The sequence below is a fragment of the Antribacter gilvus genome, from assembly GCF_003946865.1.
GTDB classification, from domain to species: domain Bacteria; phylum Actinomycetota; class Actinomycetes; order Actinomycetales; family Cellulomonadaceae; genus Antribacter; species Antribacter gilvus.
Genome location: NZ_QXTH01000011.1, coordinates 43,548 through 63,328, shown reverse-complemented (window position 1 = coordinate 63,328; position 19,781 = coordinate 43,548). Strand labels below are relative to the sequence as shown.

The 19,781-nt window shown below is 72.1% G+C and carries 21 protein-coding genes; 7 read left to right on the top strand and 14 right to left on the bottom strand.

Features of this window, described 5'->3' with window-relative positions:
• The first annotated feature begins 33 nt into the window (after positions 1–33).
• On the top strand, positions 34–534 hold the full coding sequence (ybaK, locus tag D1350_RS18295) for a Cys-tRNA(Pro) deacylase (RefSeq protein ID WP_125777488.1): 501 nt from the start codon (positions 34–36) through the stop codon (positions 532–534).
• A gap of 2 nt (positions 535–536) precedes the next feature.
• On the opposite strand, the gene D1350_RS18290 is transcribed toward ybaK, so the two are convergent.
• On the bottom strand, positions 537–947 hold the full coding sequence (locus D1350_RS18290) for a YccF domain-containing protein (RefSeq protein ID WP_125777487.1): 411 nt from the start codon (positions 945–947) through the stop codon (positions 537–539).
• 97 nt (positions 948–1,044) lie between these two features.
• On the opposite strand from D1350_RS18290, the gene D1350_RS18285 reads away from it, so the two are divergent.
• Entirely contained in the window at positions 1,045–1,779 is a 735-nt protein-coding gene (locus D1350_RS18285; RefSeq protein ID WP_125777486.1) for a YggS family pyridoxal phosphate-dependent enzyme, read from the top strand.
• 6 nt (positions 1,780–1,785) lie between these two features.
• Here the strand turns inward: D1350_RS18285 and D1350_RS18280 are convergent, their stop codons facing one another.
• Both D1350_RS18280 and D1350_RS18275 read right to left on the bottom strand, forming a co-directional pair.
• Complete coding sequence (locus D1350_RS18280) at positions 1,786–2,724, bottom strand: N-acetylmuramic acid 6-phosphate etherase (RefSeq protein ID WP_125777485.1); 939 nt, start codon at positions 2,722–2,724, stop codon at positions 1,786–1,788.
• 155 nt (positions 2,725–2,879) lie between these two features.
• Positions 2,880–3,926, bottom strand: a complete 1,047-nt coding sequence (locus tag D1350_RS18275; RefSeq protein ID WP_125777484.1) for a lipoate-protein ligase LplAB — start codon at positions 3,924–3,926, stop codon at positions 2,880–2,882.
• A 101-nt stretch (positions 3,927–4,027) separates the two neighbouring features.
• Between D1350_RS18275 and D1350_RS18270 the strand changes: the two genes are divergently transcribed.
• Both D1350_RS18270 and D1350_RS18265 read left to right on the top strand, forming a co-directional pair.
• Positions 4,028–5,206: an N-acetylglucosamine kinase gene (locus D1350_RS18270; RefSeq protein ID WP_164545224.1), complete on the top strand. Its 1,179-nt coding sequence runs from the start codon at positions 4,028–4,030 to the stop codon at positions 5,204–5,206.
• Complete coding sequence (locus D1350_RS18265; RefSeq protein WP_125777482.1) at positions 5,206–6,078, top strand: MurR/RpiR family transcriptional regulator; 873 nt, start codon at positions 5,206–5,208, stop codon at positions 6,076–6,078. Before D1350_RS18270 ends, D1350_RS18265 begins: the two co-directional genes overlap by 1 nt.
• A gap of 105 nt (positions 6,079–6,183) precedes the next feature.
• On the opposite strand, the gene cimA is transcribed toward D1350_RS18265, so the two are convergent.
• The 4 genes from cimA to D1350_RS18245 form a co-directional block, all read right to left on the bottom strand.
• Positions 6,184–7,821 carry a citramalate synthase gene (cimA, locus tag D1350_RS18260; RefSeq protein ID WP_125777481.1) on the bottom strand — a complete coding sequence of 546 codons (1,638 nt, stop codon included), beginning with the start codon at positions 7,819–7,821 and terminating at the stop codon, positions 6,184–6,186.
• 194 nt (positions 7,822–8,015) lie between these two features.
• Positions 8,016–8,837 carry an ABC transporter permease gene (locus D1350_RS18255; RefSeq protein WP_240644191.1) on the bottom strand — a complete coding sequence of 274 codons (822 nt, stop codon included), beginning with the start codon at positions 8,835–8,837 and terminating at the stop codon, positions 8,016–8,018.
• A complete protein-coding gene (locus tag D1350_RS18250; RefSeq protein WP_125777480.1) occupies positions 8,834–9,658 on the bottom strand; it encodes an ABC transporter permease in 825 nt (274 codons plus the stop codon). The genes D1350_RS18255 and D1350_RS18250 overlap by 4 nt, the downstream gene beginning before the upstream one ends.
• Before the next feature lies 1 nt (position 9,659).
• Complete coding sequence (locus D1350_RS18245; RefSeq protein ID WP_125777479.1) at positions 9,660–10,604, bottom strand: ABC transporter ATP-binding protein; 945 nt, start codon at positions 10,602–10,604, stop codon at positions 9,660–9,662.
• 149 nt (positions 10,605–10,753) lie between these two features.
• Between D1350_RS18245 and D1350_RS18240 the strand changes: the two genes are divergently transcribed.
• Positions 10,754–11,338, top strand: coding sequence for a hypothetical protein (locus D1350_RS18240; protein WP_125777478.1), 585 nt, complete (start codon positions 10,754–10,756; stop codon positions 11,336–11,338).
• A gap of 4 nt (positions 11,339–11,342) precedes the next feature.
• Here D1350_RS18240 and D1350_RS18235 read toward each other — a convergent pair whose 3' ends face one another.
• From D1350_RS18235 to D1350_RS18215, 5 genes are all read right to left on the bottom strand, one after another.
• Positions 11,343–12,476 (bottom strand): winged helix DNA-binding domain-containing protein, encoded by a 1,134-nt coding sequence (locus tag D1350_RS18235; protein WP_125777477.1) that lies wholly within the window; start codon positions 12,474–12,476, stop codon positions 11,343–11,345.
• 12 nt (positions 12,477–12,488) lie between these two features.
• The gene (locus D1350_RS18230) at positions 12,489–13,616 is read right to left on the bottom strand and encodes a branched-chain amino acid aminotransferase (RefSeq protein WP_125777476.1); all 1,128 of its coding nucleotides are present in this window, start codon (positions 13,614–13,616) and stop codon (positions 12,489–12,491) included.
• Between the two features lie 153 nt (positions 13,617–13,769).
• The gene (locus D1350_RS18225) at positions 13,770–14,813 is read right to left on the bottom strand and encodes a 3-isopropylmalate dehydrogenase (protein WP_125777475.1); all 1,044 of its coding nucleotides are present in this window, start codon (positions 14,811–14,813) and stop codon (positions 13,770–13,772) included.
• A gap of 73 nt (positions 14,814–14,886) precedes the next feature.
• Entirely contained in the window at positions 14,887–15,285 is a 399-nt protein-coding gene (locus tag D1350_RS18220) for a VOC family protein (RefSeq protein WP_125777474.1), read from the bottom strand.
• Positions 15,286–15,287: 2 nt separating this feature from the next.
• Entirely contained in the window at positions 15,288–15,854 is a 567-nt protein-coding gene (locus tag D1350_RS18215; RefSeq protein WP_240644190.1) for an ASCH domain-containing protein, read from the bottom strand.
• Between the two features lie 115 nt (positions 15,855–15,969).
• On the opposite strand from D1350_RS18215, the gene D1350_RS18210 reads away from it, so the two are divergent.
• On the top strand, positions 15,970–17,829 hold the full coding sequence (locus D1350_RS18210) for an HNH endonuclease signature motif containing protein (RefSeq protein WP_125777472.1): 1,860 nt from the start codon (positions 15,970–15,972) through the stop codon (positions 17,827–17,829).
• A 114-nt stretch (positions 17,830–17,943) separates the two neighbouring features.
• Here D1350_RS18210 and D1350_RS23845 read toward each other — a convergent pair whose 3' ends face one another.
• Entirely contained in the window at positions 17,944–18,090 is a 147-nt protein-coding gene (locus D1350_RS23845; RefSeq protein ID WP_164545223.1) for a hypothetical protein, read from the bottom strand.
• A gap of 181 nt (positions 18,091–18,271) precedes the next feature.
• Here D1350_RS23845 and yidD point away from each other — a divergent pair, with 181 nt between their 5' ends.
• Entirely contained in the window at positions 18,272–18,580 is a 309-nt protein-coding gene (gene yidD, locus D1350_RS18205; RefSeq protein WP_125777471.1) for a membrane protein insertion efficiency factor YidD, read from the top strand.
• Positions 18,581–18,715: 135 nt separating this feature from the next.
• Here yidD and ilvC read toward each other — a convergent pair whose 3' ends face one another.
• Positions 18,716–19,744 (bottom strand): ketol-acid reductoisomerase, encoded by a 1,029-nt coding sequence (gene ilvC / locus D1350_RS18200; protein WP_125777470.1) that lies wholly within the window; start codon positions 19,742–19,744, stop codon positions 18,716–18,718.
• Between the last annotated feature and the right edge of the window lie 37 nt (positions 19,745–19,781).

Below are 19,781 nucleotides of genomic sequence, written 5' to 3'. Positions count from 1 at the left end.
GAATCTCGACCCGTCCGGGGGAGAATTCCGTCCGTGGCCAAGAAGAGCAAGCACGCCCCCGCAGGAACGCCCGCCGTCGTGGCGCTGGAGAAGGCCGGCGTCCCCCACACGCTGCACCCGTACGAGCACGACCCTGCGAGCGACCTCGGCTACGGCCTGGAGGCCGCCGCGGCGATCGGCGTGGAGCCGCCGCAGGTCTTCAAGACGCTGCTGGCCGACGTCGACGGGCGGCTCGTCGTCGGCGTCGTCCCGGTGGACCGCAGGCTCGACCTGAAGGCGCTGGCGCGTGCGGCGGGCGGCAAGAAGGCCGTCATGGCCGAGCCTGCGACGGCCGAGCGCGCCACCGGCTATGTGGTGGGCGGCATCTCGCCGCTCGGGCAGAAGCAGCGGCACGTCACGGTGGTGGACGAGTCGGCCGAGGAGTACGACGTCGTCTACGTGTCGGGTGGTCGGCGAGGGCTCGACGTCGGCCTCTCCCCCGCCGACCTGCTCCGGCTCACGGGCGGCACCGCAGCGCCGATCGCCCGGGACTGACGTTACGGGCGCGGGCCGCGCTCGTACGTGGGGAACGCGACGTCGCTCGGCACGATCTCCTTGCCGAGCGGCAGCAGCGACACGGGGATCAGCTTGATGTTGGCGACGCCGAGCGGGATGCCGATGATCGAGATGAACAGGGGCACGGCCGTGACGATGTGGCCGATCGCGAGCCACCAGCCCGCGAGCACGATCCACAGCACGTTGCCGATCCACGAGCCGGCGCCCGCGCCGGGCTTGTCCACCACCGTGCGGCCGAACGGCCACAGCGCGTACCCGGCGATGCGGAACGACGCCACCGCGAACGGGATCGTGATGATCGGGATGCACAGCAGGATGCCCGCGATCACGTAGGCGAACCACAGGCCCAGTCCGGCGAAGATCAGCCAGATGATGTTGAGCAACGTCTTCATGTCGTGATTGTCCCGCATCCTGGGCCCTCGGTGGTACCCCGGACGTCCCTGACCCGACCCTGAACTTTTCTGGCCCGAGCGTTCCTAGACTGGCACCGTGCCCCACTCGCCCGTCCCGACAGGTCCCCTCGCCGAACGCCTCGCCGCTGTCCGGGCCAGGGTGAGCGCCGCGGCGGCGGACGCCGGACGCGCGCCGGACGCCGTCCGCCTCCTCGTGGCCACCAAGACCCAGGACGCCTCCATGGTCCTGGCCGCGGTCGAGGCCGGAGCGGACCTCCTCGGCGAGAACCGGGTGCAGGAGCTCGTCGCCAAGGCGCCGGCCCTCGCCCCGCACGTCGCCGCGGGCCGCGTCGCCGTGCACATGATCGGGCACCTGCAGCGCAACAAGGTCAACCAGGTCCTGGGTGCGGCCGGCTGCGTCGAGTCCGTCGACAGCCTCGCCCTCGCCCTCGCGCTCTCCGAGCGCTGCGTCCGGGACGGACGCACCCTGGACGTCATGGTCCAGGTCAACGTCTCGGGCGAGCCCTCCAAGTCGGGCACCCTGCCCGACGACGGGCCCTCCCTGGCCTTCGACGTCGCCGCCCTGCCGGGGCTGCGGCTGACCGGGTTCATGACGATCGGCGCACGCAGCGACGACGAGCAGGTGGTGCGCGCCGGGTTCGCTCGCCTCCGGGAGATCCGGGACGACGTGGCGTCGTCGGGCCGACCGGGGACCGACGACGCCCGCGAGCTCTCCATGGGCATGTCCGGCGACCTGGAGCTCGCGGTCGCCGAGGGCGCCACGATCGTCCGGGTGGGCACGGCGGTGTTCGGGCCGAGGCCGACGGCGTAGCGCCCTCTAGCGGCCCGGACCGCCCAGGCGGGCCAGCGCCGCGCGCACACCGTCTCCCAGGAGAGCCGAGCGGGCCTTGGCCTCGTCGACGCCGCCGAGCAGCATGACCAGGGCGACCGGCAGGTCGGAGCCGGCATCGACGAGGGCCTTCTCGCACTCGTCCCGGTCGAGGCCGGTGGCCTGGACGAGAAGCCTGGCCTGGCGGTCGCGGAGCTTCGCGTTGGTCGCGAGGAACTCGACCATGAGGTTGGAGTAGGTCTTGCCGAGCCGGATCATGACGGCCGTCGAGAACGTGTTGAGCACGAGCTTCTGCGCGGTGCCCGCCTTCAGCCGCGTGGAGCCCGTGATGGCTTCCGGTCCCGTGTTGACGAGGATCGGGACGTCGACGTGCTCGGCGAGGGGCGCCCATGGGTTGCACGCCACGAGAACCGTGCTCGCACGGGCTGCACGCGCCCGCTCGAGCGCGCCCCGGACGTACGGGGTCGCGCCGCTCGCGGCGATCCCGACCACCATGTCATGGGGCCCGCAGGCGCCCACCGCCGCGGCACCTGCCTCGACGTCGTCCTCAGCGCCCTCCACCGCGACACGGAACGCGTCGAGCCCTCCGGCGAGGTGCGGCACGAACATCTCGCGGCCGACACCGAAGGTCGGCAGCAGCTCGGCGGCGTCCATCATGCCCATGCGACCCGACGTGCCCGACCCGACGTAGTGGACCCGCCCACCGGACCGGATTCCGTCGACAGCCAGCTCCACGGCCTCGACGATCCGCGGGTGCTGGGCGCGGACCGCCGCGACGATCCCGGCGTCCTCGTCGCCCAGCCGGCGGACGACCTCGGCCGTCGGCACGAGGTCGATGTCGTAGGTACGTGTGTTGCGCTCCTCCGTGGGAGAGACGGGCCGTCCGCCCGGCGGCGCCTGCCGCTCGTATCCCGCCTCGGCGATCATCGGCGAGTCCCCTTCGTCCTTGGTGCGCGAAACCTGTCCCGAAACATTTCGTGAAATGGAATTCCCTAACCGACGTGCTTTGTGGAGATTACTGACTCCGCGGGACGCGCGGAAGCCTCATGTGACAGGCCGTTATCAGATCGTGACCTCCAGGATCATGGGACGCGAGCGGTCCACTCCGGTGTCGCGAACTTGGTCCGCACGAGCTCCTCGGCGCGCGCCCGCTCGGCCTCCGTGACCGTGCCGTCGACAGTCTGGTAGCGGGACCTGAACGACGCCACGAGGGCGTCGACCACCGCCGCCCGGGCCATGCCCGTCTGCGACCGCAGCGGGTCCACGCGCTTGTTCGCGCTCCGCGTGCCCTTGTCGCTCAGCTTCTCGCGCCCGATCCGGAGCACCTCGGTCATCTTCTGCGCGTCCATGTCGTACGCCATGGTGGCGTGGTGCAGGATCGCGCCGCCGCTCAGCCGCTTCTGGGCGGCGCCCGCGATCTTGCCGGCGGGCGACGCGATGTCGTTCAGGGGCACGTACGTGGCGTCGACGCCGAGGTCGTGCAGGGCGCCGAGGACCCAGTCGTCGAGGAAGGCGTACGACCGCTCGAAGCTCAGCCCTTCCACCAGCGACGACGGGACGTACAGCGAGTAGCTGATCGTGTTGCCCGGCTCCATGAACATGGCGCCGCCGCCGGAGATCCGCCGGATCACCCGGGCGCGGTGCCGGGCGGCGCCCTCCAGGTCCACCTCGTTCCGGAGGGACTGGAACGACCCGATGATCACCGCGGACTCGTCCCACTCCCAGATCCGGAGCGTCGGGCCTCGCCTCCCCGCGCCGAGCCCCTCGGCGAGGACCTGGTCGAGCGCGACGTTGAGCAGCGGCGAGACGGGCGCGTCGTGGATCACCTCGAAGACATGGTCCGCCCAGCCCGTCGCGTGCCCCAGCGCGCGCCGCGCCGCGACCGCGACCGCCTCCGCGTCGAACCCGATCATCGTGGCGCCCTCGACGGCCCGCGAGACCGACGCCGCCAGCTCCGCGACGGACGCCGACTCGGCCATGCCCTCCATCGCCGACCCGAGACCCTTGAGCGCCTCGTCCGGCTCGAGGAAGAAGTCGCCGCTCACCCGCACGTCGGCCAGCCGGCCGTCCCGCACCTCGACGTCGACCGCCACAAGCTTGCCACCAGGTACCTTGTACTCTCCGCGCACGTCGTCAACGGTACGCCCGGGTGACGATTCACCCGCAATATGGTGAGAATTTCTATTGTCCTTTAAACAATCTTGGTGAAGTTTCGTGTGAGAATGTCGCGGTGACGGAATTCACACAAGGGGACATCACGGCTGACGACAGCGCCGACTCATGGATCGTCGCGGTAGACGTCGGCGGGAGCGGGTCCCGGCTCGTGGCCGTGCAGGGGCGGGGCGGGGAGCGCATCCAGCTCGAGGGCCGGCGGGTCGAGATCCTTCCGGACGGCAGCGACGCTGCCGAGGTGGTGGCGTCCCTCTGCCGGTCGTTCGTCGCCTGGGCCGTACGTACCGGTCACCAGGGCGGCGCCATCGGTCAGGACCGCCCGCGCGTCGCCGCCGCGGCTGTCGGCGTCACGGGGCTGAAGTCCCTGGTGGAGAACCCGAACGACATCCACGACGCCCTGGCGACCGAGCTCCGCACCAACCGCTCCGCCGTCGCGGGCGACGCCCTGACGGCGCACCTCGGCGCGCTGCGCGGCCGCCCCGGCGCCGTGCTCTCGGTCGGGACCGGATCGGTCGCCCTCGCCTGGGACAAGACGGGCCGCTGGCACCGTGCCGACGGGTGGGGGCACGTCTTCGGCGACCTCGGGGCCGGCGCCTGGATCGGGAGCGCCGCCCTGCGGGCCGCGACCGCTGCGCACGACGGGCGTCCGCGCGGCGGCTCGCCGTACCTGCTCGAGTCCGTCACCGCGCGGCTCGGGCCGGTGGCCACCTGGCCCGCCCAGGTCTACAAGACCAACGACCGCGCCGGCCGGCTCGCCGCCCTCGCCCCCGCGGTGATGGCCGCGGCCCGTGCAGGCGACCGGATCTCCGAGCAGATCCTCGTGGAGGCCGGCAGGCACCTGGCGACGACGCTCGTCACCGCCCTCGCGCCCGGCATCCCCCCGATGGCGTCGACCACCGGCAGCCTGGTCCAGGAGGACTCGCCCCTCACGCACACGCTGGCGGAACAGCTCGCCGAGGAGCGTCCCGAGGTCCAGCTGGTCCCGAGCGCGGGCACACCGCTCGACGGTGCGCTCCACCTGGCACGACACCTTCGGGACAACGCGGCTAGAATGGTCGCGTACCGGCCCTGGCTGACGGTCCGGATCGACGGCCGCGGCGCGGCGGGGGGCACGGAGGACACGGGAGCGATGGCGCTCGATCAGGACCTCACGGGCGAAGCCTCCGCCGACGGCATGGGCATCCCTCCGGAGTTCAGGCAGCTTCGCATCTCTCGCCCAACCCCTGGAGACTTCTGATGAGCGGTGACGTCCTCGTCCGACTCGAGCGCGCCCTACCGACCCTCCGGCCCGCCGAGGCCCGGGTCGCACAGACCGTGCTCGACGACCCGGACACGGTCGTCGGATCCACCATCACCGAGCTCGCCGGCCACGCGGACACCTCGCAGGCCACCGTCGTCCGCTTCTGCCGGGCCGTCGGCTACGCCGGCTACCCGGAGTTCCGCATCGACCTGGCGCAGGCGACCAGCCGGCGCATGATGGAGATGGAACGGTCCGGCATCGCCGAGGGTGAGATCAACCAGACCGACGGCGTCACCGACGTGGTGAACAAGATCGCGTTCCACGAGGCCCGCACCATCGAGGAGACGGCGCGGATGCTCGACGTCGTCACCCTCGAGAAGCTCGCGAAGGCCGTCGTCAACGCTCCTCGCATCGACGTCTACGGCGTGGGGTCGTCCGGGCTGGCAGCCCAGGACCTGGCGATGAAGCTGCAGCGCATCGGCCTGTACGTCTTCTGCTCGCCCGACCCGCACCAGCAGGTCGCCGCGGCCGCGCTGCTCCGCCCCGGCATGGTGGCCATCGCCATCACGCACTCGGGCAAGACCAAGGAGACGCTGCGCACGCTGGAGCTGGCGCAGCGCGCAGGCGCCACCACGGCGTCCATCACGAACTACCCGGACGGTCCCATCAGCAACGTCTCCGACCTGGTGCTCGCCACCACCGCCCGCGAGACCAAGTTCCGGGCGGGGGCACTGTCGAGCCGCATCGCGCAGCTCACGGTGATCGACTACCTGTTCGTCCGGGTGGCGCAGAAGCACTCCCGCACGCAGGAGGCGCTCGAGGTCACGTACGACGCCGTCCACGGCGACACGGAGCGCCGCCGCCGCTGACCCACGATCCGCCGAGAGAGGGGTCAGTCCGCGAGATGGGCGTTCGGCAGGCCTGTCTCGGCGGGCTGACCCCTGTCTCGCGGACCGCACCCTGTCTCGCGACGCCTATCTCGGCGCCGCGCCGGCCTTGAGCAGGCCGTACACGTGCCCGTCCACGAGAGCCTCCCAGGCCGCCTCGATGACGTTGGGGCCCACGCCCACCGTGGACCACGACCGCTGCCCGTCCGTGTGCTCGATGAGCACCCGCGTGGTGGCGTCCGTGCCCTGCTCGCTGTCGAGGATCCGCACCTTGAAGTCGATCAGCTCGATCCGGTCGACCTCGGGGTACACCCGGCGCAGGGCCCCGCGCAGCGCCTGGTCCAGCGCGTTGACCGGGCCGTTGCCCTCCCCGGTCGACACGATGCGCTCGCCCCCGGCGTGCAGCTTCACCGTGGCCTCCGCGCTCGCGGCGGCGTCGTGCCGGTCGGCCTGGCCCGGGCCCGTCTCGACGATGGTGCGCCACGACTCGACGGTGAAGTACCCGGGCCGCTGGTCCATCTCCTCGCGGAGCATCAGGTCGAACGACGCGTCCGCCGCCTCGTACGTGTACCCGTCGGCCTCGGCGGCCTTCACGCGCCCCGTGACCCGCGTCAGGAGCTCGGCCTGCCCGGCGAGGTCGAACCCGAGCTCGCGCCCCTTGAGCTCGATCGAGGCGCGGCCGGCCATGTCGCTGACGAGCATGCGCATGTCGTTGCCGACGGCCTTCGGGTCGGTGTGCTGGTACATGTCCGGGTCCACGCGGATGGCGCTGGCGTGCAGGCCGCCCTTGTGCGCGAACGCGCTCGACCCTACGTACGGCTGCCGGGCGAACGGGGAGATGTTCGTGATCTCGCTGATCGCGTGCGCGATGCGCGTCGCCTCCGTCAGGCCCGCACCCGTCAGGAGCTCCATCCCGCACTTCAGCTCGAGGTTGGCCACCACGGCGATCAGGTCGGCGTTCCCGGTGCGCTCGCCGTAGCCGTTCACGCAGCCCTGGACGTGCGTGGCGCCCGCGTCGACGGCGGCGAGCGAGTTGGCCACGGCGCACCCGGAGTCGTTGTGGGCGTGCATCCCGAGGCGCACGTCGCCCCGGGCCAGCAGGTCGTGCCCGACGGCGGAGCGCACCTCCGCGACGATCTCGCCGACCCAGCCCGGCAGCATCCCGCCGTTGGTGTCGCAGAGCGTGACCACCTCCGCACCGGCCGAGAACGCCGCGTCGACAGCGCTCAGCGCGTAGGCCGGGTCGTGGCGGTAGCCGTCGAAGAAGTGCTCCGCGTCCAGCACCACGCGACGGCCTTCCGCCGCCAGGTAGGCGACGGTGTCGCTGATCATGGCGAGGTTCTCCTCGCGCGTGGTCTTGAGGGCCCGCTCGACGTGCCGCACGTCCGACTTCGCGACCAGCGTCACCACGGGCGCGCCCGCGTCCAGGAGCGCCCGCACCTGCGGGTCGTCGCCGGCCCGGAGGCCCGCCCGGCGCGTCGAGCCGAAGGCCGCGAGCACCGCGTTCTTCAGGGTCAGCTCCTTGGCGGCACGTGCGAAGAAGTCCGTGTCCTTCGGGACAGCGCCCGGCCAGCCCCCCTCGATGTACCCGACGCCCAGCTCGTCGAGCAGCACCGCGATCGCCAGCTTGTCGGCGACCGACAGGTTGATGCCTTCCTGCTGCGCGCCGTCGCGCAGGGTCGTGTCGTACACGTCGAACGTGACAGGTGCTGCTGTCCTGCTCATGTCTCTCCCACCAGTGCGGATCCGGGCAAAGAAAAAGACCTCCCGGGTATGGAAGGTCGGCGCGTCCGGTGATGTGGTGCCGGACGCGCTACACGATGTAGATCGCCTGTCGCTGGGGTGCGCGCGGTGTCATGCGCCACATGGTGCCACAGCACAGGCGCTGTGGCACCCCCCTTCCACCATGGGGGACGACGTCAGGTGAGCAGGAGCTTCTCGAGACGCCGCCCAGTGCCGATCAGCCCGACCACCCCGAGGGCCACCAGGTAGCCCACGTGCCACCAGATCCCGGCGTCCACCTGGCCGAGCATGAGCGCCCGCTCGAGCGCCACCCCGTGGTAGAGCGGCGTGAGCTGCACCAACCACTGCACCGTCGGCGGGTAGGTCTCCAGCGGGAAGAACGTGGCGCTGAACAGGAACATCGGCTGGATCGCCAGGTTGACCCACTCGAAGTCCGCCCACGACTTCATGTAGGTCGTGACGAACATGCCCACCGCCGCGAACGCGAACCCGATGAAGACCGCCGCGGGCAGGGCGAGCAGCGCCCACCACGACGTGACAGTGCCTGCGAGGGTGGCGACCAGGAGGAACAGAGCCGAGTACAGCGCGCCCCGGATCAGCGACCAGGCGATCTCGCCGACCGCCACGTCGCGCGGCCCGAGCGGGGTGGCGAGGACCGCGTCGTAGAGCTTGGCGTAGCGCAGCTTCCAGAAGACGTTGAACGTGGAGTCGTACACCGCGCCGTTCATCGCTGAGGTGGCCAGCAGGGCGGGCGCCACGAACGCCGCGTAGGGCACCTCGCCCGAGTCCGTGGTGACCGTCTGCACGAGCGCGCCGATCCCGACCCCGAGCGAGAACAGGTACAGCACCGGCTCCAGGAAGCCCGTGACCAGGGCGATCCAGCCGTGCTTGTACGACCGGACGTTGCGCTCCACGAGCATCCGCGCCATGCCCGCACCCGCGGGGACGGGCAGCAGGCGCGAGACCCGCACCGCCAGGGGCGCCGTCGTGCTGCTCACTTGATCAGCCTCCTCGTGAACGAGCGCTCCGCGAGCACCCAGCCGACCACCACGAACGTCACCAGCACCCCGAGGTGGAGCAGGAGCCACGGCGGGTCCACCCGGCCGAGCGACAGGGCCCGGCCGGCCTCCACGCCGTGCCACAACGGCGTCACCCAGGCGATCGGCTGGAGGACGACGGGAAGCTGCGCCACGGGGAAGAACGTGCCCGAGAAGAGCATGAGCGGCGTGACCACCATGCGGAAGAGGATGTTGAACCCACCGTCCTGCTCCTGCCGCGCGGTGAACGCGAACACAGGCAGCGTGAACGCCAGCCCGGTGAGCACGGCGACGGGAATGCACCACACGGCGCCCCAGGTGGGGAACCCGCCGAACGCGGCGGCAACCCCCACGAAGATGAGGGTGGCCATGATGATGTGCCCCACCACGGCCAGGACGTGTCCCGCGAGCAGGTCCCGCAGCCGGAGCGGAGTCCCGAGCATCGTGTCGTACATCCGGTCCCACATGATGTTGCCCAGCACCGGGAACGTCGACTCGCCGATCGCCACCCACATGGCCTGGACCGCGACGATCGCCGGCACCACGAAATGCAGGTAGGGAACGCCGTCCACCCCGCCCGCCCGGTCGTCCACCAGGCCGCCGAGGCCGATGCCCATGGCGAGCAGGAAGAACACGGGCGAGAGGAAGCGGCTGAAGATCCTGCCACGCCAGGTGCGGCGGTTGACGGCGAGCTGGTACTCCAGGACGGAGCCGATCCGCTCGCCTGTGGTCAGGGACGGGCGCTCACCGTGCGCCCCGCGTGCCTCGAAGAGGGTCGTCATCTCAGTCCACCAGGGTGCGGCCGGTCAGGTGCAGGAACACGTCCTCCAGGGTGGAGCGGCGCACCAGCGAGGACAGCGGCTCGATGCCGCGCGAGTGCACCTCGGCGGCCGCCGCGTCGCCGTCGTGCGCGTAGACCAGGAGCCGGTCGGGCAGCACCTCGACCCGCTCGCCCACGCCGGCCACCTTGCCCGCGTACTCGGCATGGTCGTCCGTGTCGAACCGCAGCTCCAGCACCTCGCGGGTGGAGTGCTGCTCGATCAGCTGCCGGGGCGAACCCTCGGCGACGATGCGGCCGTGGTCCATCACCACCAGCCGGTCGCACAGCTGCTCCGCCTCGTCCATGTAGTGGGTGGTGAGGATGAGCGTCACCCCCTGCCGCTTCAGCCGGAACAGCCGGTCCCACAGCAGGTGGCGTGCCTGCGGGTCCAGGCCGGTGGTGGGCTCGTCGAGGAGGAGCAGCTCCGGGGCGCTGATGAGCGACCGGGCGATGGTCAGGCGCCGCTTCATGCCGCCGGACAGCGGCTCCACCTTGTCCTTGGCGCGCTCGGTCAGCTGGGCGAACTCGAGCAGCTCCACGGCCCGCTCCCGTACCTGGGAGCGCGACAGGCCGAAGTACCGCCCGTACACCCACAGGTTCTCCTCGACGGTGAGCTCCTGGTCCAGCTGGTCCTGCTGCGGCACCACGCCGAGCCGCGCGCGGATGCGCGGGCCGTCGGTCGACGGGTCCAGGCCGAAGATCCGCAGCTCTCCCCCGCTGGGCGGCGAGACGGCGCCGATCATCCGCATCGTCGACGACTTGCCGGCGCCGTTGGGACCGAGGAACCCGAAGGCCTCGCCTCGGCGCACGGCGAAGTCCACGCCGTCCACCGCCGTGAAGTCGCCGAAGGTCTTCGTGAGCCCGCGGGCTCGCAGGAGCAGGTCGCCGTCTGGTGTGTCCCCGGTCATAGTCCCTCACCGTAGACGGGGTCACCGACACGGTCGCGTTCCCGGTCGTCCGGCCCCAGTGATCCGGCCTACTCTGTAGGTGCTGGCCGTGCACGTCCACCCTTTGTGTGGTGGAGTGGACATACGGCTCACAACCGGGAGGTAACGCAATGAGCGATCCCAACCGACCGTACGACCCCGCCTACGGGGAGCAGCCGCCGCCCGCCTACCCGCCGGCGCAGGCACCCGGCACGCCCACCACACCGGTGGGCCACCCCCGGGCGGACGACGAAGCGGTCCAGCCCGTCACGTCAGGCACCCAGGACCCCCGGCTCGGCCTCGAGGTAGGCCGGTTCTGGGCCGGGGCGCTGGCCACCATGCTGGTGGCCGCCCTGATCGGCCTCGCGGCCGTCTTCCTCCTCGAGGAGGTCTTCAACCTGGACATCCAGTCGCCGCCGGCCATCTTCGGGACCGGTACCGACTACGCCACGTGGGCGGTCGTGGGCGCGGTCTTCGCGCTCCTGTCGGCGATCGTCCTGTACCTGCTGGTGCTGAGCACACCGCGACCCCGGTCCTTCTTCGGCTGGGTCATCGCGCTCGCGACAGTGATTCTTGCCGCCCTGCCCTTCGCGGGCGAGCCTGAGATCGTGCCGGCCGTCCTCGCCGCCGTGGTCTGGATCGTCCTCGGCAGCGCGGTGTGGTCGCTGCTCACCGGCACGCTCAGCCGCACCGTGGTGCGCCGCTCCGCGGTCTGAGCGCTCAGCTCCACCGCACGGACCGCGCCGTCGCGGCCGGGACGAGGAGGCGCAGCAGCGCCTCTCCTTCCTCCTCCGCGGCGGCGCGGTCGCGTGCTGCGACGGTGCCGAACGGTGCCAGGACCAGCTCGGCGCGGTCGCCGCTCCCCTCCACCGCCCACGTCCCGGCCACGAACCCGTCCACGAGGAACGTGGGCAGCACGTCGGCGTTCCGCTTGTAGACGGCCGGGACGTGCTCCGGCACGACGATCCTGTCCCGTCCGTCCAGCGCGACGAGCAGCTGCTCCCAGCGGGGCAGGAAGCGCACGGGCGCAGCGGCGTCGCCCGGCAGGGTGCCCAGCCGGGCGTCGTCCACGAGCGTCTCGCCGTCCGGTCCGTCGTAGGTCGCCAGGTCCAGCTCGCCCAGGGCTCGCTTCACCTGACCGACGCGGCGCAGGCCGAGCCCGCGACCGACGTCGGCCACCGTGGCGGGACCGAAGGCCCGCAGGTACCCGGCCACCGCCCGTGCCCGGGCCTCGTCCAGACCCACCTCCGGCTGCCCGACGGCGTCCACGCTCGCCCACGCGGTCGCGTCGCCGTAGCGCGGCGTGCCCCGGGCGTCCCACGTCCCGGCGGGCGGGACCTGGACCAGGCCGCCCGCGGCGGAGGCGAGGCGCCACCAGGCGCGGCTGACGCCGCCGGGGATGGCCGCCGCGGCGTCGACGCCCGGGTGGAGCGAGGCGGCGAACGCCTCGATCTCGTCGACCGTGCGCGGCGCGCGGCAGTGCTCCCGGACCGCCGCGTTGAGGGCGACGAGGTCGAGCCCCGCGCGCCGGGCGCTCGGCGCCCACGTGGCGACCCGCTGCTCCGCCGCGACGGCGTCGAGGACCGGCAGGTTCGCGGCGGGCACCAGGTGCAGGGTCGAGCGCATCACCGTCGCCTTGACCACCCTGCAGGACAGCACGGCGGCATCCAGGTCGGCCACCGTGTCACCGGTGCGCCGGGCGTGGAGCGCGACGAAAGGCATGCGTGCGTGCTGGGCCTGCAGGCCGCCGACGGCGCCGATCACGTCGGTGACCGGGCCGTCGGCGCGGGCCAGCAGCAGCTGCCGCCCGAGCGTGGTGCGGTTCAGCTCCCGGAGGTCGAGGCGTCGCCCCATGCGGCGCGCGCCTCAGGCGAGCCGGCGCAGCCAGCCGTGGCGGTCCGCCACCCGGCCGTACTGGATGTCCGTGAGCTCGTCGCGGATCTCCATGGTCAGCTCGCCCGGCTCCCCGCCGTTGAGCGTGTGGTCGAACGTGCCACCCGCCAGCCGGCCCACGGGGGTGATCACCGCGGCCGTGCCGCAGGCGAAGATCTCCTTGACCGAGCCGTCCGCCAGTCCGGCGGCGACCTCGGCCAGCGGGATACGGCGCTCGACGACGTCGTGGCCGCGGTCCGCCGCGAGCTGCAGGATCGAGGACCGCGTGACGCCCTCCAGGATGGAGCCTGTCAGCTCCGGCGTGTGGACCGACCCGTCGGCCATCACGAGGAACACGTTCATGCCGCCGAGCTCCTCGAGGTACAGGTTCTCGATCGCGTCGAGGAAGCAGACCTGGTCGAAGCCGAGCTTCTGCGCCTCCAGCTGGGGCAGCAGGCTCGCCGCGTAGTTGCCGCCGCACTTGGCCGCGCCGGTGCCGCCGGGGCCCGCTCGGTGGTAGTCGTCGGCGACCCAGATCGAGACCGGCTTCACGCCGCCCGCGAAGTACGGTCCCACCGGGGACGCGATGACGAGGTACTCGACCTCGGCGCTCGGCCGCACGCCCAGGAAAACCTCCGAGGCGTACATGAAGGGGCGCAGGTACAGGCTGGAGTCGGAGCTCCCGGGCACCCACGCCAGGTCCGTGCGGACCAGCGCGGCGAGCGAGCCGATGAAGTCGTCGACGCTCAGCGCCGGCAGCGCGAGGCGGTGCGCCGACCGGGCGAAGCGGGCGGCGTTGAGGTCGGGCCGGAACGTCCAGACCGAGCCGTCGGCGTGCTTGTACGCCTTGAGGCCCTCGAAGATCTCCTGCGCGTAGTGGAGCACCGCCGTGGCCGGGTCCATCTGCAGCGGGCCGTACTTCTCGATACGACGGTCGGCCCAGCCGACGTCGGCACGCCACGTGATGCGGGCCATGTGGTCGGTGAAGACCGTGCCGAACTTCGGCGCGGCCACCAGCTCGGCCCGCGCCTCGTCCGACGTGGGCGCATCGGTGCGCCGCACGTCGAACAGGGCGACGAGGTCCTCGAGCTCGGCGGGAAGGATGGTGCTGGACGTAGTCATCGTGGGGGCCTTTCACCGGGTGGACGTGGTCAAGTCTTCCACGCCCGGCCGGTTGCCGAAGGTTCCCCGGCCGGGCAAACTGCCCGGCCGACGACGACGTCGGCCGGCCAAGCGCTCAGGGCCGGGGGACGTCGTCGTACGCGTCGTACGGGACTACCCGGCCACGCGGGCCGCGAGGTCGCGACCCACCTCGGACGTCGACCGTACTCGCTCGCCGCGCTCGGCGAGGTCCGCCGCGACGGCGGCCTCCACCCGGCGCGCCTGGTCGGCGAGCTCGAGGTGGTCCAGGAGCATCGCGACGGACAGGACGGTGGCCGTGGGGTCGGCCTTGCCCTGCCCGGCGATGTCCGGAGCGGAGCCGTGCACCGGCTCGAACATCGACGGCGACGTCCGGTCCGGGTTGATGTTGGCCGACGCCGCGAGGCCGATGCCTCCCGTGATCGCCGCCGCCTGGTCGGTGAGGATGTCGCCGAACAGGTTGTCGGTCACGATCACGTCGAAGCGGCTCGGCTTCGTGGTGAGGAAGATGGTCGCCGCGTCGACGTGCAGGTAGTCGGTCGTCACGTCCGGGAAGTCGGCGTTCACGGCCTCGACCGTACGGCGCCACAGGTGGCCGGCGTGGACCAGCACGTTGTGCTTGTGCACGAGCGTCAGGTGCTTGCGGTCCCGGCGCGCGGCGCGGGCGAACGCGTCGCGGACCACGCGCTCCACGCCGAAGGCGGTGTTGACCGACACCTCGGTCGCGATCTCGTGCGGCGTGCCGACGCGCAGGGCGCCGCCGTTGCCCACGTACGGGCCCTCGGTGCCCTCGCGGACCACGACGAAGTCGATCTCGCCCGGCTCGGCGAGCGGGCTGCGGACGCCGGCGAAGAGCTTGGACGGCCGCAGGTTCACGTAGTGGTCCAGCGCGAAGCGGAGCTTGAGGAGCAGGCCGCGCTCGAGGACGCCGCTCGGCACCGACGGGTCGCCGATGGCGCCCAGCAGGATCGCGTCGTGCGTCTTGATGCGCGCCAGGTCGTCGTCCGTCAGGGTGTCGCCCGTCGCGTGCCAGCGACGTGCGCCCAGGTCGAACTCGGTGGTGGCCACCTTGACGTCCGTGCCGGTCAGGGCCGCCTCCAGGACCGCGAGACCCTGCTCGACGACCTCCGTGCCGATGCCGTCGCCTGCGACGACCGCCAGATCGATGCTCCGCGTCATGCAGTGAGACTACGTGTGCCCGAGGCACGCTGAGACGCGGGTCTCACCCCTCGGACATTTCGCCTGTGAGGACTCACTGCTCCCGGGCGGACAGGACGCAGAACTCGTTGCCGTCCGGGTCTGCCAGCACCGTCCAGGTGGCCTCGTCGGGCTGGCCCACGTCGATGATCGTCGCGCCCAGACCGACGAGCCGGGCGATCTCGGCGTCCCGGTCGTCGCTGGTGTGCGGCGCGAAGTCCCAGTGGAGCCGGTTCTTCGTGGTCTTCTCGTGCACCACCGGTACGAAGACGAACCCCGGCGGGACCCGGTGGAACTCCAGCTGCTGCGAGAGGTCCCTCGCCCACGGCGGCACGACGACGGCCTCGTCGTCGGTCTCGAAGATCACGTCCCAGCCGAGGGCCTCCGCCCACCAGCGGGCCAGCTTCTTGTGGTCGGTGGACTCGACGACGGTGGAGTACCAGCGAAGTGCCATACCTACATCGTCGGGTAGAGCAGCTCGAACCGCTCGCACAGCACCGGCATGTCGGCGGCGAACTCGCGGCCCTCGCCGAGGTTCCGGCGGAAGTATGCCTCGTGGCCCTCGCGCCACATCGCGAGCGAGCGGTCGTCCTCGCCCTCGGCCGCGGCGAAGTCCTCGGTGACCTCGTCGAACGGGACCACCTCGACCTCGGTGGTGCGGATCAGCGCGCGGGGGTGGCCGGCGCCGTCCAGGACGATGCTCAGCTCGCCCACGGTCGGCAGCTTCTCGCCGCTGTCCTCGAACTCCCAGAGCGCCGTCGAGGTGCCGGTCTTCTCGCCCGCGAGCACCGCCCCGACGAGGGCGTCGGCGAGGTCCTCGTTGTCGCCGAAGGACCAGGCGGGCGGCGCGACTGCCTCGTTCACCGTCTGGCCGATCACCACGCTCGTCTTTCCCAGGCCCGCGCGGCCGCGCGCGGTCTCCCAGAAGGACTGCACCTCGTCGGCGAGCGCCGCCTCGTCCTCGGGCACCTCCTCCGGCTCGAAGCTCGAGGGGTCGAAGTTCTGCGTCGTCTCGTCGGTCACGTGGACATCCTGCCGCATCCGGACAGGTTTGCGGGCTCCTGCTTTGCCCGACGACGAGACCGCCGGACGTCCGCCCGCCGCGACAGCGTGGGCTGCTCCCGGTAGACTGGAACACATGTTCGATGCGGTCGACGCGCTGTTCCGCGCCCTGATCAGCCCGGCCCAGGCCGGGCACTCAGGCGTGCCCGGAGCGCGATCCGCAACGGGATCCGCAGCGGTGTCCCGGACGACGTTGAGCCCGGTCTCGGCACAGGTCGACCTCACCCGGACCGATCTCGCGCGGGCCACGAGCCTGCCCGTTGTGACCTACCAGGCGGAACACGGGGTGCGGCTCGACGCCCGGCTGGCGTGCCTGGCCCCCGGCGTCCCGCTGGCGCAGGACCTCGACGGCCTGACGCTCGCCGACGTCCCGGAGAGCGTCCTCACCGAAGCGGTGTCGGGATGGGAGCGGATCCTGGCCTGGGCCGCGGCAAAGCAGGCCGAGGCCGTGGCCGAGCTCGCCGCCCGCACGAGCGGCCCCGCCCGGGAGTTCCTGGGCGACGACCTCGCGTCGATGGTGGGACAGTCGGTCACCGTCGGCCGCCACCTCGTGGGGCGCGCCCTTGCGCTCGAGGACCTGCCAGAAGTGCGGGACGCGATGCTGGCGGGACGGGTGTGCCTCAAGAAGGCCGACGCCCTGGCCTTCACTGCGTCGTTCCCCACCACCGAGGACCGCCGTTCGGCCGCCGTTCGGATCCTGGGCGACGCACCGCGGCTCGGGGTACGCGCCGTCCAGAACAGGGTGCGGGCGCTCGCGGCCTCCCTGGACACCGACGCCGCGGCGCGGTGCCGGAAGGCGGCCCGTGCCGCACGGCACGTCCAGCTCGAGCCGGTCGAGGACGGCATGGCCTATCTGACCGCCTACCTGCCCGCGGAGGACGCCGCTCTGGTCTGGTCGGCGGTCGACGACGCCGGGCACACCATCAGCCGAGCGCCTGGCGAGACCCGGACGCTTGCCCAGGCCCGTGCCGACGCGCTCGTCGCCCTCGCGACGGGGCGCCTGGTGATGACACCGGACCCCGGCGACCACCTCGGGACGGCGTCTGACGGCAGGACGGCGTCTGATGGCGAGGCCGTGGCCGACGGCGGGACTGCGTCCGACGGCGAGGCCGTGGCCGTGGGCCGGGCGGTGTCCACCGTGTCTCCGTCCAGTGCACCCCCGTCTTCTGCCCCCGAGTCCACCGACCCCCCGTGCCCTGTGCCTGCGGGCGCACCCGCGCCCGCGTCTGCGCCCGCACCCGCGTCTGCGCCCGCACCCGCACCCGCGCCCGCGCCCGCGCCGACCGTCGCGTACCGGGTCGTGCCCGTCGCAGCACGGGCCACCGCCCACATCACGGTCGCCGCCACCACGCTCCTGGGGGTGGACGACGCTCCTGGGCACCTCGCCGGCTACGGACCCGTCCCGGCGGACGTGGCCCGCATGCTGGCGGCGGACGCCACCTGGAGACGTCTGCTCACCGACCCGGCAAACGGCATCCTCACGGACTACGCCACCGCCACCTACGCGCCCGGCTCGTTGCTCCGCACTGCGGTCGAGGTCCGCGACATGACGTGTACGTTCCCGGGCTGCGACCGGCCGGCAAGGCGCTGCGACCTCGACCACATCGCCCCCTACACGCGCGCGGCCGGCGTCCCCTCCCCGGCCGCAGAACCGCAGACGCGCGCCGCGAACCTGCACGCACTCTGCCGCCGGCACCATCGCGCCAAGACGCACGCCGGCTGGACCCCCGTCCGCGACGCGACCACCGGCATCACCACCTGGCACACCCCGGCCGGGCGCACCGTCCACCGCTTGCCGGCGGCGGTCGATCCTGGGCACGACGTCGGCCCTCCGCGCGATCCAGACCCCGGGCGTCAAGCCACCGACCCGGACCGGGCCACCGGCTCCCAGGGGACCGGCGCCGTGCCGGACCTCTCCGAGTCCCCGCCGTTCTGACGCGGTGACTGCGACACGGTGACTGCGACACGGTGATGAGGCCGAGCACCAAGTCCGAGCAACGAGGCACGGCAGGTCCCCGTACCTGGCTGCCGTCCGGCCCGGACCTGCGCGTCAGTCGTCCTCGGGCGGGACCTCCTCCGGCTCCATGGTGTTCGGCTCGTCGCTCGCGGTCGCGCCCAGCCCCTCGTCCGACAGGTCCGAGGCGTCCTTCTCGGTGCGGTCGTCGTCCTCGCGGCTGCGGTCGTCGGTCTCGCTCATCAGAGCCTCCTCGTCCTCACGGTCCGAGCGTCCTCACGGTCCGAGCGTCCTCACGGTCCGAGCCCAGCGTCCAGCCGCGTCCCTCCACCTGCAAGTCCTCGGGAGCGGACGCCCGAGGTCGAGCGGCCGGTGCGGCGGTGGACGGCGAGCGAGCGGGCCGAGGCGCTCGTAGCGTGAGCGGATGACACCCGTTGGGAGAGCTGTCGACCGCGCGATCGGCGTCTATCAGCGGCGCATCTCTCCGCGAAAAGGTTGGCGCTGCGCCCACGCGGCCCTGACCGGTGGCGCGTCGTGCTCGGGAGCCGTGCGCGAGATCCTCGCCCGGAGAGGCCTCGCGCGGGGGGCGGCGCCGACCGCTGTCCAGTTCCTGGCGTGCTACCAGGCGGCCCGGCTGCTGGCGTCGACGGACGTGCGCGGCGTCTGCTGCTGCGGGCCGATCCCGATCCCGTTCGGCTTCAGGACACCGCACCGGCGCCGCGGCCCGCACTGAGCCGTGCCGCACTGAGACCTGCACTGAGCCCCGCACCGGGACCGCCGCCGAGACCAGCCCGAAACACACCAACGGCGGAGCACACCCCCGCGAGGGGGCACGCTCCGCCGTCGGGCAGAGGTCGGGCGGTGAAGGTCAGCGCGCGGCCGAGCCCTCCACGTAGTCCGAGTCCGTCGGCTTGATCCAGGCGAACATCTTGCGCAGCTCGCGGCCCGTGGCCTCGATCGGGTGCTGCTCACCCTTGGCACGCAGCTCCTTGAACTCCGGCGCGCCGGCGTCCTGGTCCCCGATGAAGCGGGCGGCGAAGGCGCCCGACTGGATGTCCGCGAGGACCTCCTTCATGTTCTCCTTCACCACGGGCGAGATCACGCGCGGGCCGGAGACGTAGTCGCCGTACTCGGCCGTGTCGGACACGGACCAGCGCTGCTTGGCGATGCCGCCCTCGACCATGAGGTCGACGATCAGCTTCAGCTCGTGCAGAACCTCGAAGTACGCGACCTCGGGCTGGTAGCCGGCCTCGGTGAGGACCTCGAAGCCGTACTGCACCAGCTGCGACGCGCCACCGCAGAGGACGGCCTGCTCACCGAACAGGTCGGTCTCGGTCTCCTCGGTGAAGGTGGTCTTGATGCCGGCGGCGCGCAGGCCACCGATCGCCTTGGCGTAGGACAGGGCGAGGTCCCAGGCGGAGCCCGACGCGTCCTGCTCGACGGCGACGATCACGGGCACGCCGCGGCCGTCCGCGTACTCGCGGCGCACGAGGTGGCCCGGGCCCTTGGGGGCGACCATGACGACGTCGTGGCCGGCCTCGGGCTTGATGTAGCCGAAGCGGATGTTGAAGCCGTGCCCGAAGACGAGCGCGGCACCGTCCTTCAGGTTCGGCGCGATGTCCTCGGCGTACACGTGCCGCTGGACCTGGTCGGGCGCGAGGATGACGACCACGTCGGCGTCGGCGACGGCCTCCGCCACCCCCGCGGTCTTGAGGCCCTGGTTCTCGGCCTTCTCCCGGGACGGGGAGCCCTCGCGGAGGCCGACGGTGACGTCGACGCCCGAGTCGCGCAGGTTGAGGGAGTGCGCGTGACCCTGGCTGCCGTAGCCGATCACCGCCACCTTCTTGTGCTGGATGATCGACAGGTCGGCGTCGTCGTCGTAGAACAGCTCAGCCACGGTGGGTGCTCCTTGGTTCGGTGGTCCGGCGGACCGG

Excerpts from the sequence above, each read along its gene's own strand:
- yidD (WP_125777471.1), top strand. The coding sequence starts at position 18,272 with ATGACACCCGTTGGGAGAGCTGTCGACCGCGCGATCGGCGTCTATCAG.
- D1350_RS18230 (WP_125777476.1), bottom strand. The coding sequence starts at position 13,616 with ATGACTACGTCCAGCACCATCCTTCCCGCCGAGCTCGAGGACCTCGTC.
- D1350_RS18250 (WP_125777480.1), bottom strand. The coding sequence starts at position 9,658 with ATGACGACCCTCTTCGAGGCACGCGGGGCGCACGGTGAGCGCCCGTCC.
- D1350_RS18235 (WP_125777477.1), bottom strand. The coding sequence starts at position 12,476 with ATGGGGCGACGCCTCGACCTCCGGGAGCTGAACCGCACCACGCTCGGG.
- D1350_RS18245 (WP_125777479.1), bottom strand. The coding sequence starts at position 10,604 with ATGACCGGGGACACACCAGACGGCGACCTGCTCCTGCGAGCCCGCGGG.
- D1350_RS18280 (WP_125777485.1), bottom strand. The coding sequence starts at position 2,724 with ATGATCGCCGAGGCGGGATACGAGCGGCAGGCGCCGCCGGGCGGACGG.
- cimA (WP_125777481.1), bottom strand. The coding sequence starts at position 7,821 with ATGAGCAGGACAGCAGCACCTGTCACGTTCGACGTGTACGACACGACC.
- D1350_RS23845 (WP_164545223.1), bottom strand. The coding sequence starts at position 18,090 with ATGAGCGAGACCGACGACCGCAGCCGCGAGGACGACGACCGCACCGAG.
- D1350_RS18265 (WP_125777482.1), top strand. The coding sequence starts at position 5,206 with ATGAGCGGTGACGTCCTCGTCCGACTCGAGCGCGCCCTACCGACCCTC.
- D1350_RS18290 (WP_125777487.1), bottom strand. The coding sequence starts at position 947 with ATGAAGACGTTGCTCAACATCATCTGGCTGATCTTCGCCGGACTGGGC.
- D1350_RS18220 (WP_125777474.1), bottom strand. The coding sequence starts at position 15,285 with ATGGCACTTCGCTGGTACTCCACCGTCGTCGAGTCCACCGACCACAAG.
- D1350_RS18240 (WP_125777478.1), top strand. The coding sequence starts at position 10,754 with ATGAGCGATCCCAACCGACCGTACGACCCCGCCTACGGGGAGCAGCCG.
- D1350_RS18210 (WP_125777472.1), top strand. The coding sequence starts at position 15,970 with ATGTTCGATGCGGTCGACGCGCTGTTCCGCGCCCTGATCAGCCCGGCC.
- D1350_RS18225 (WP_125777475.1), bottom strand. The coding sequence starts at position 14,813 with ATGACGCGGAGCATCGATCTGGCGGTCGTCGCAGGCGACGGCATCGGC.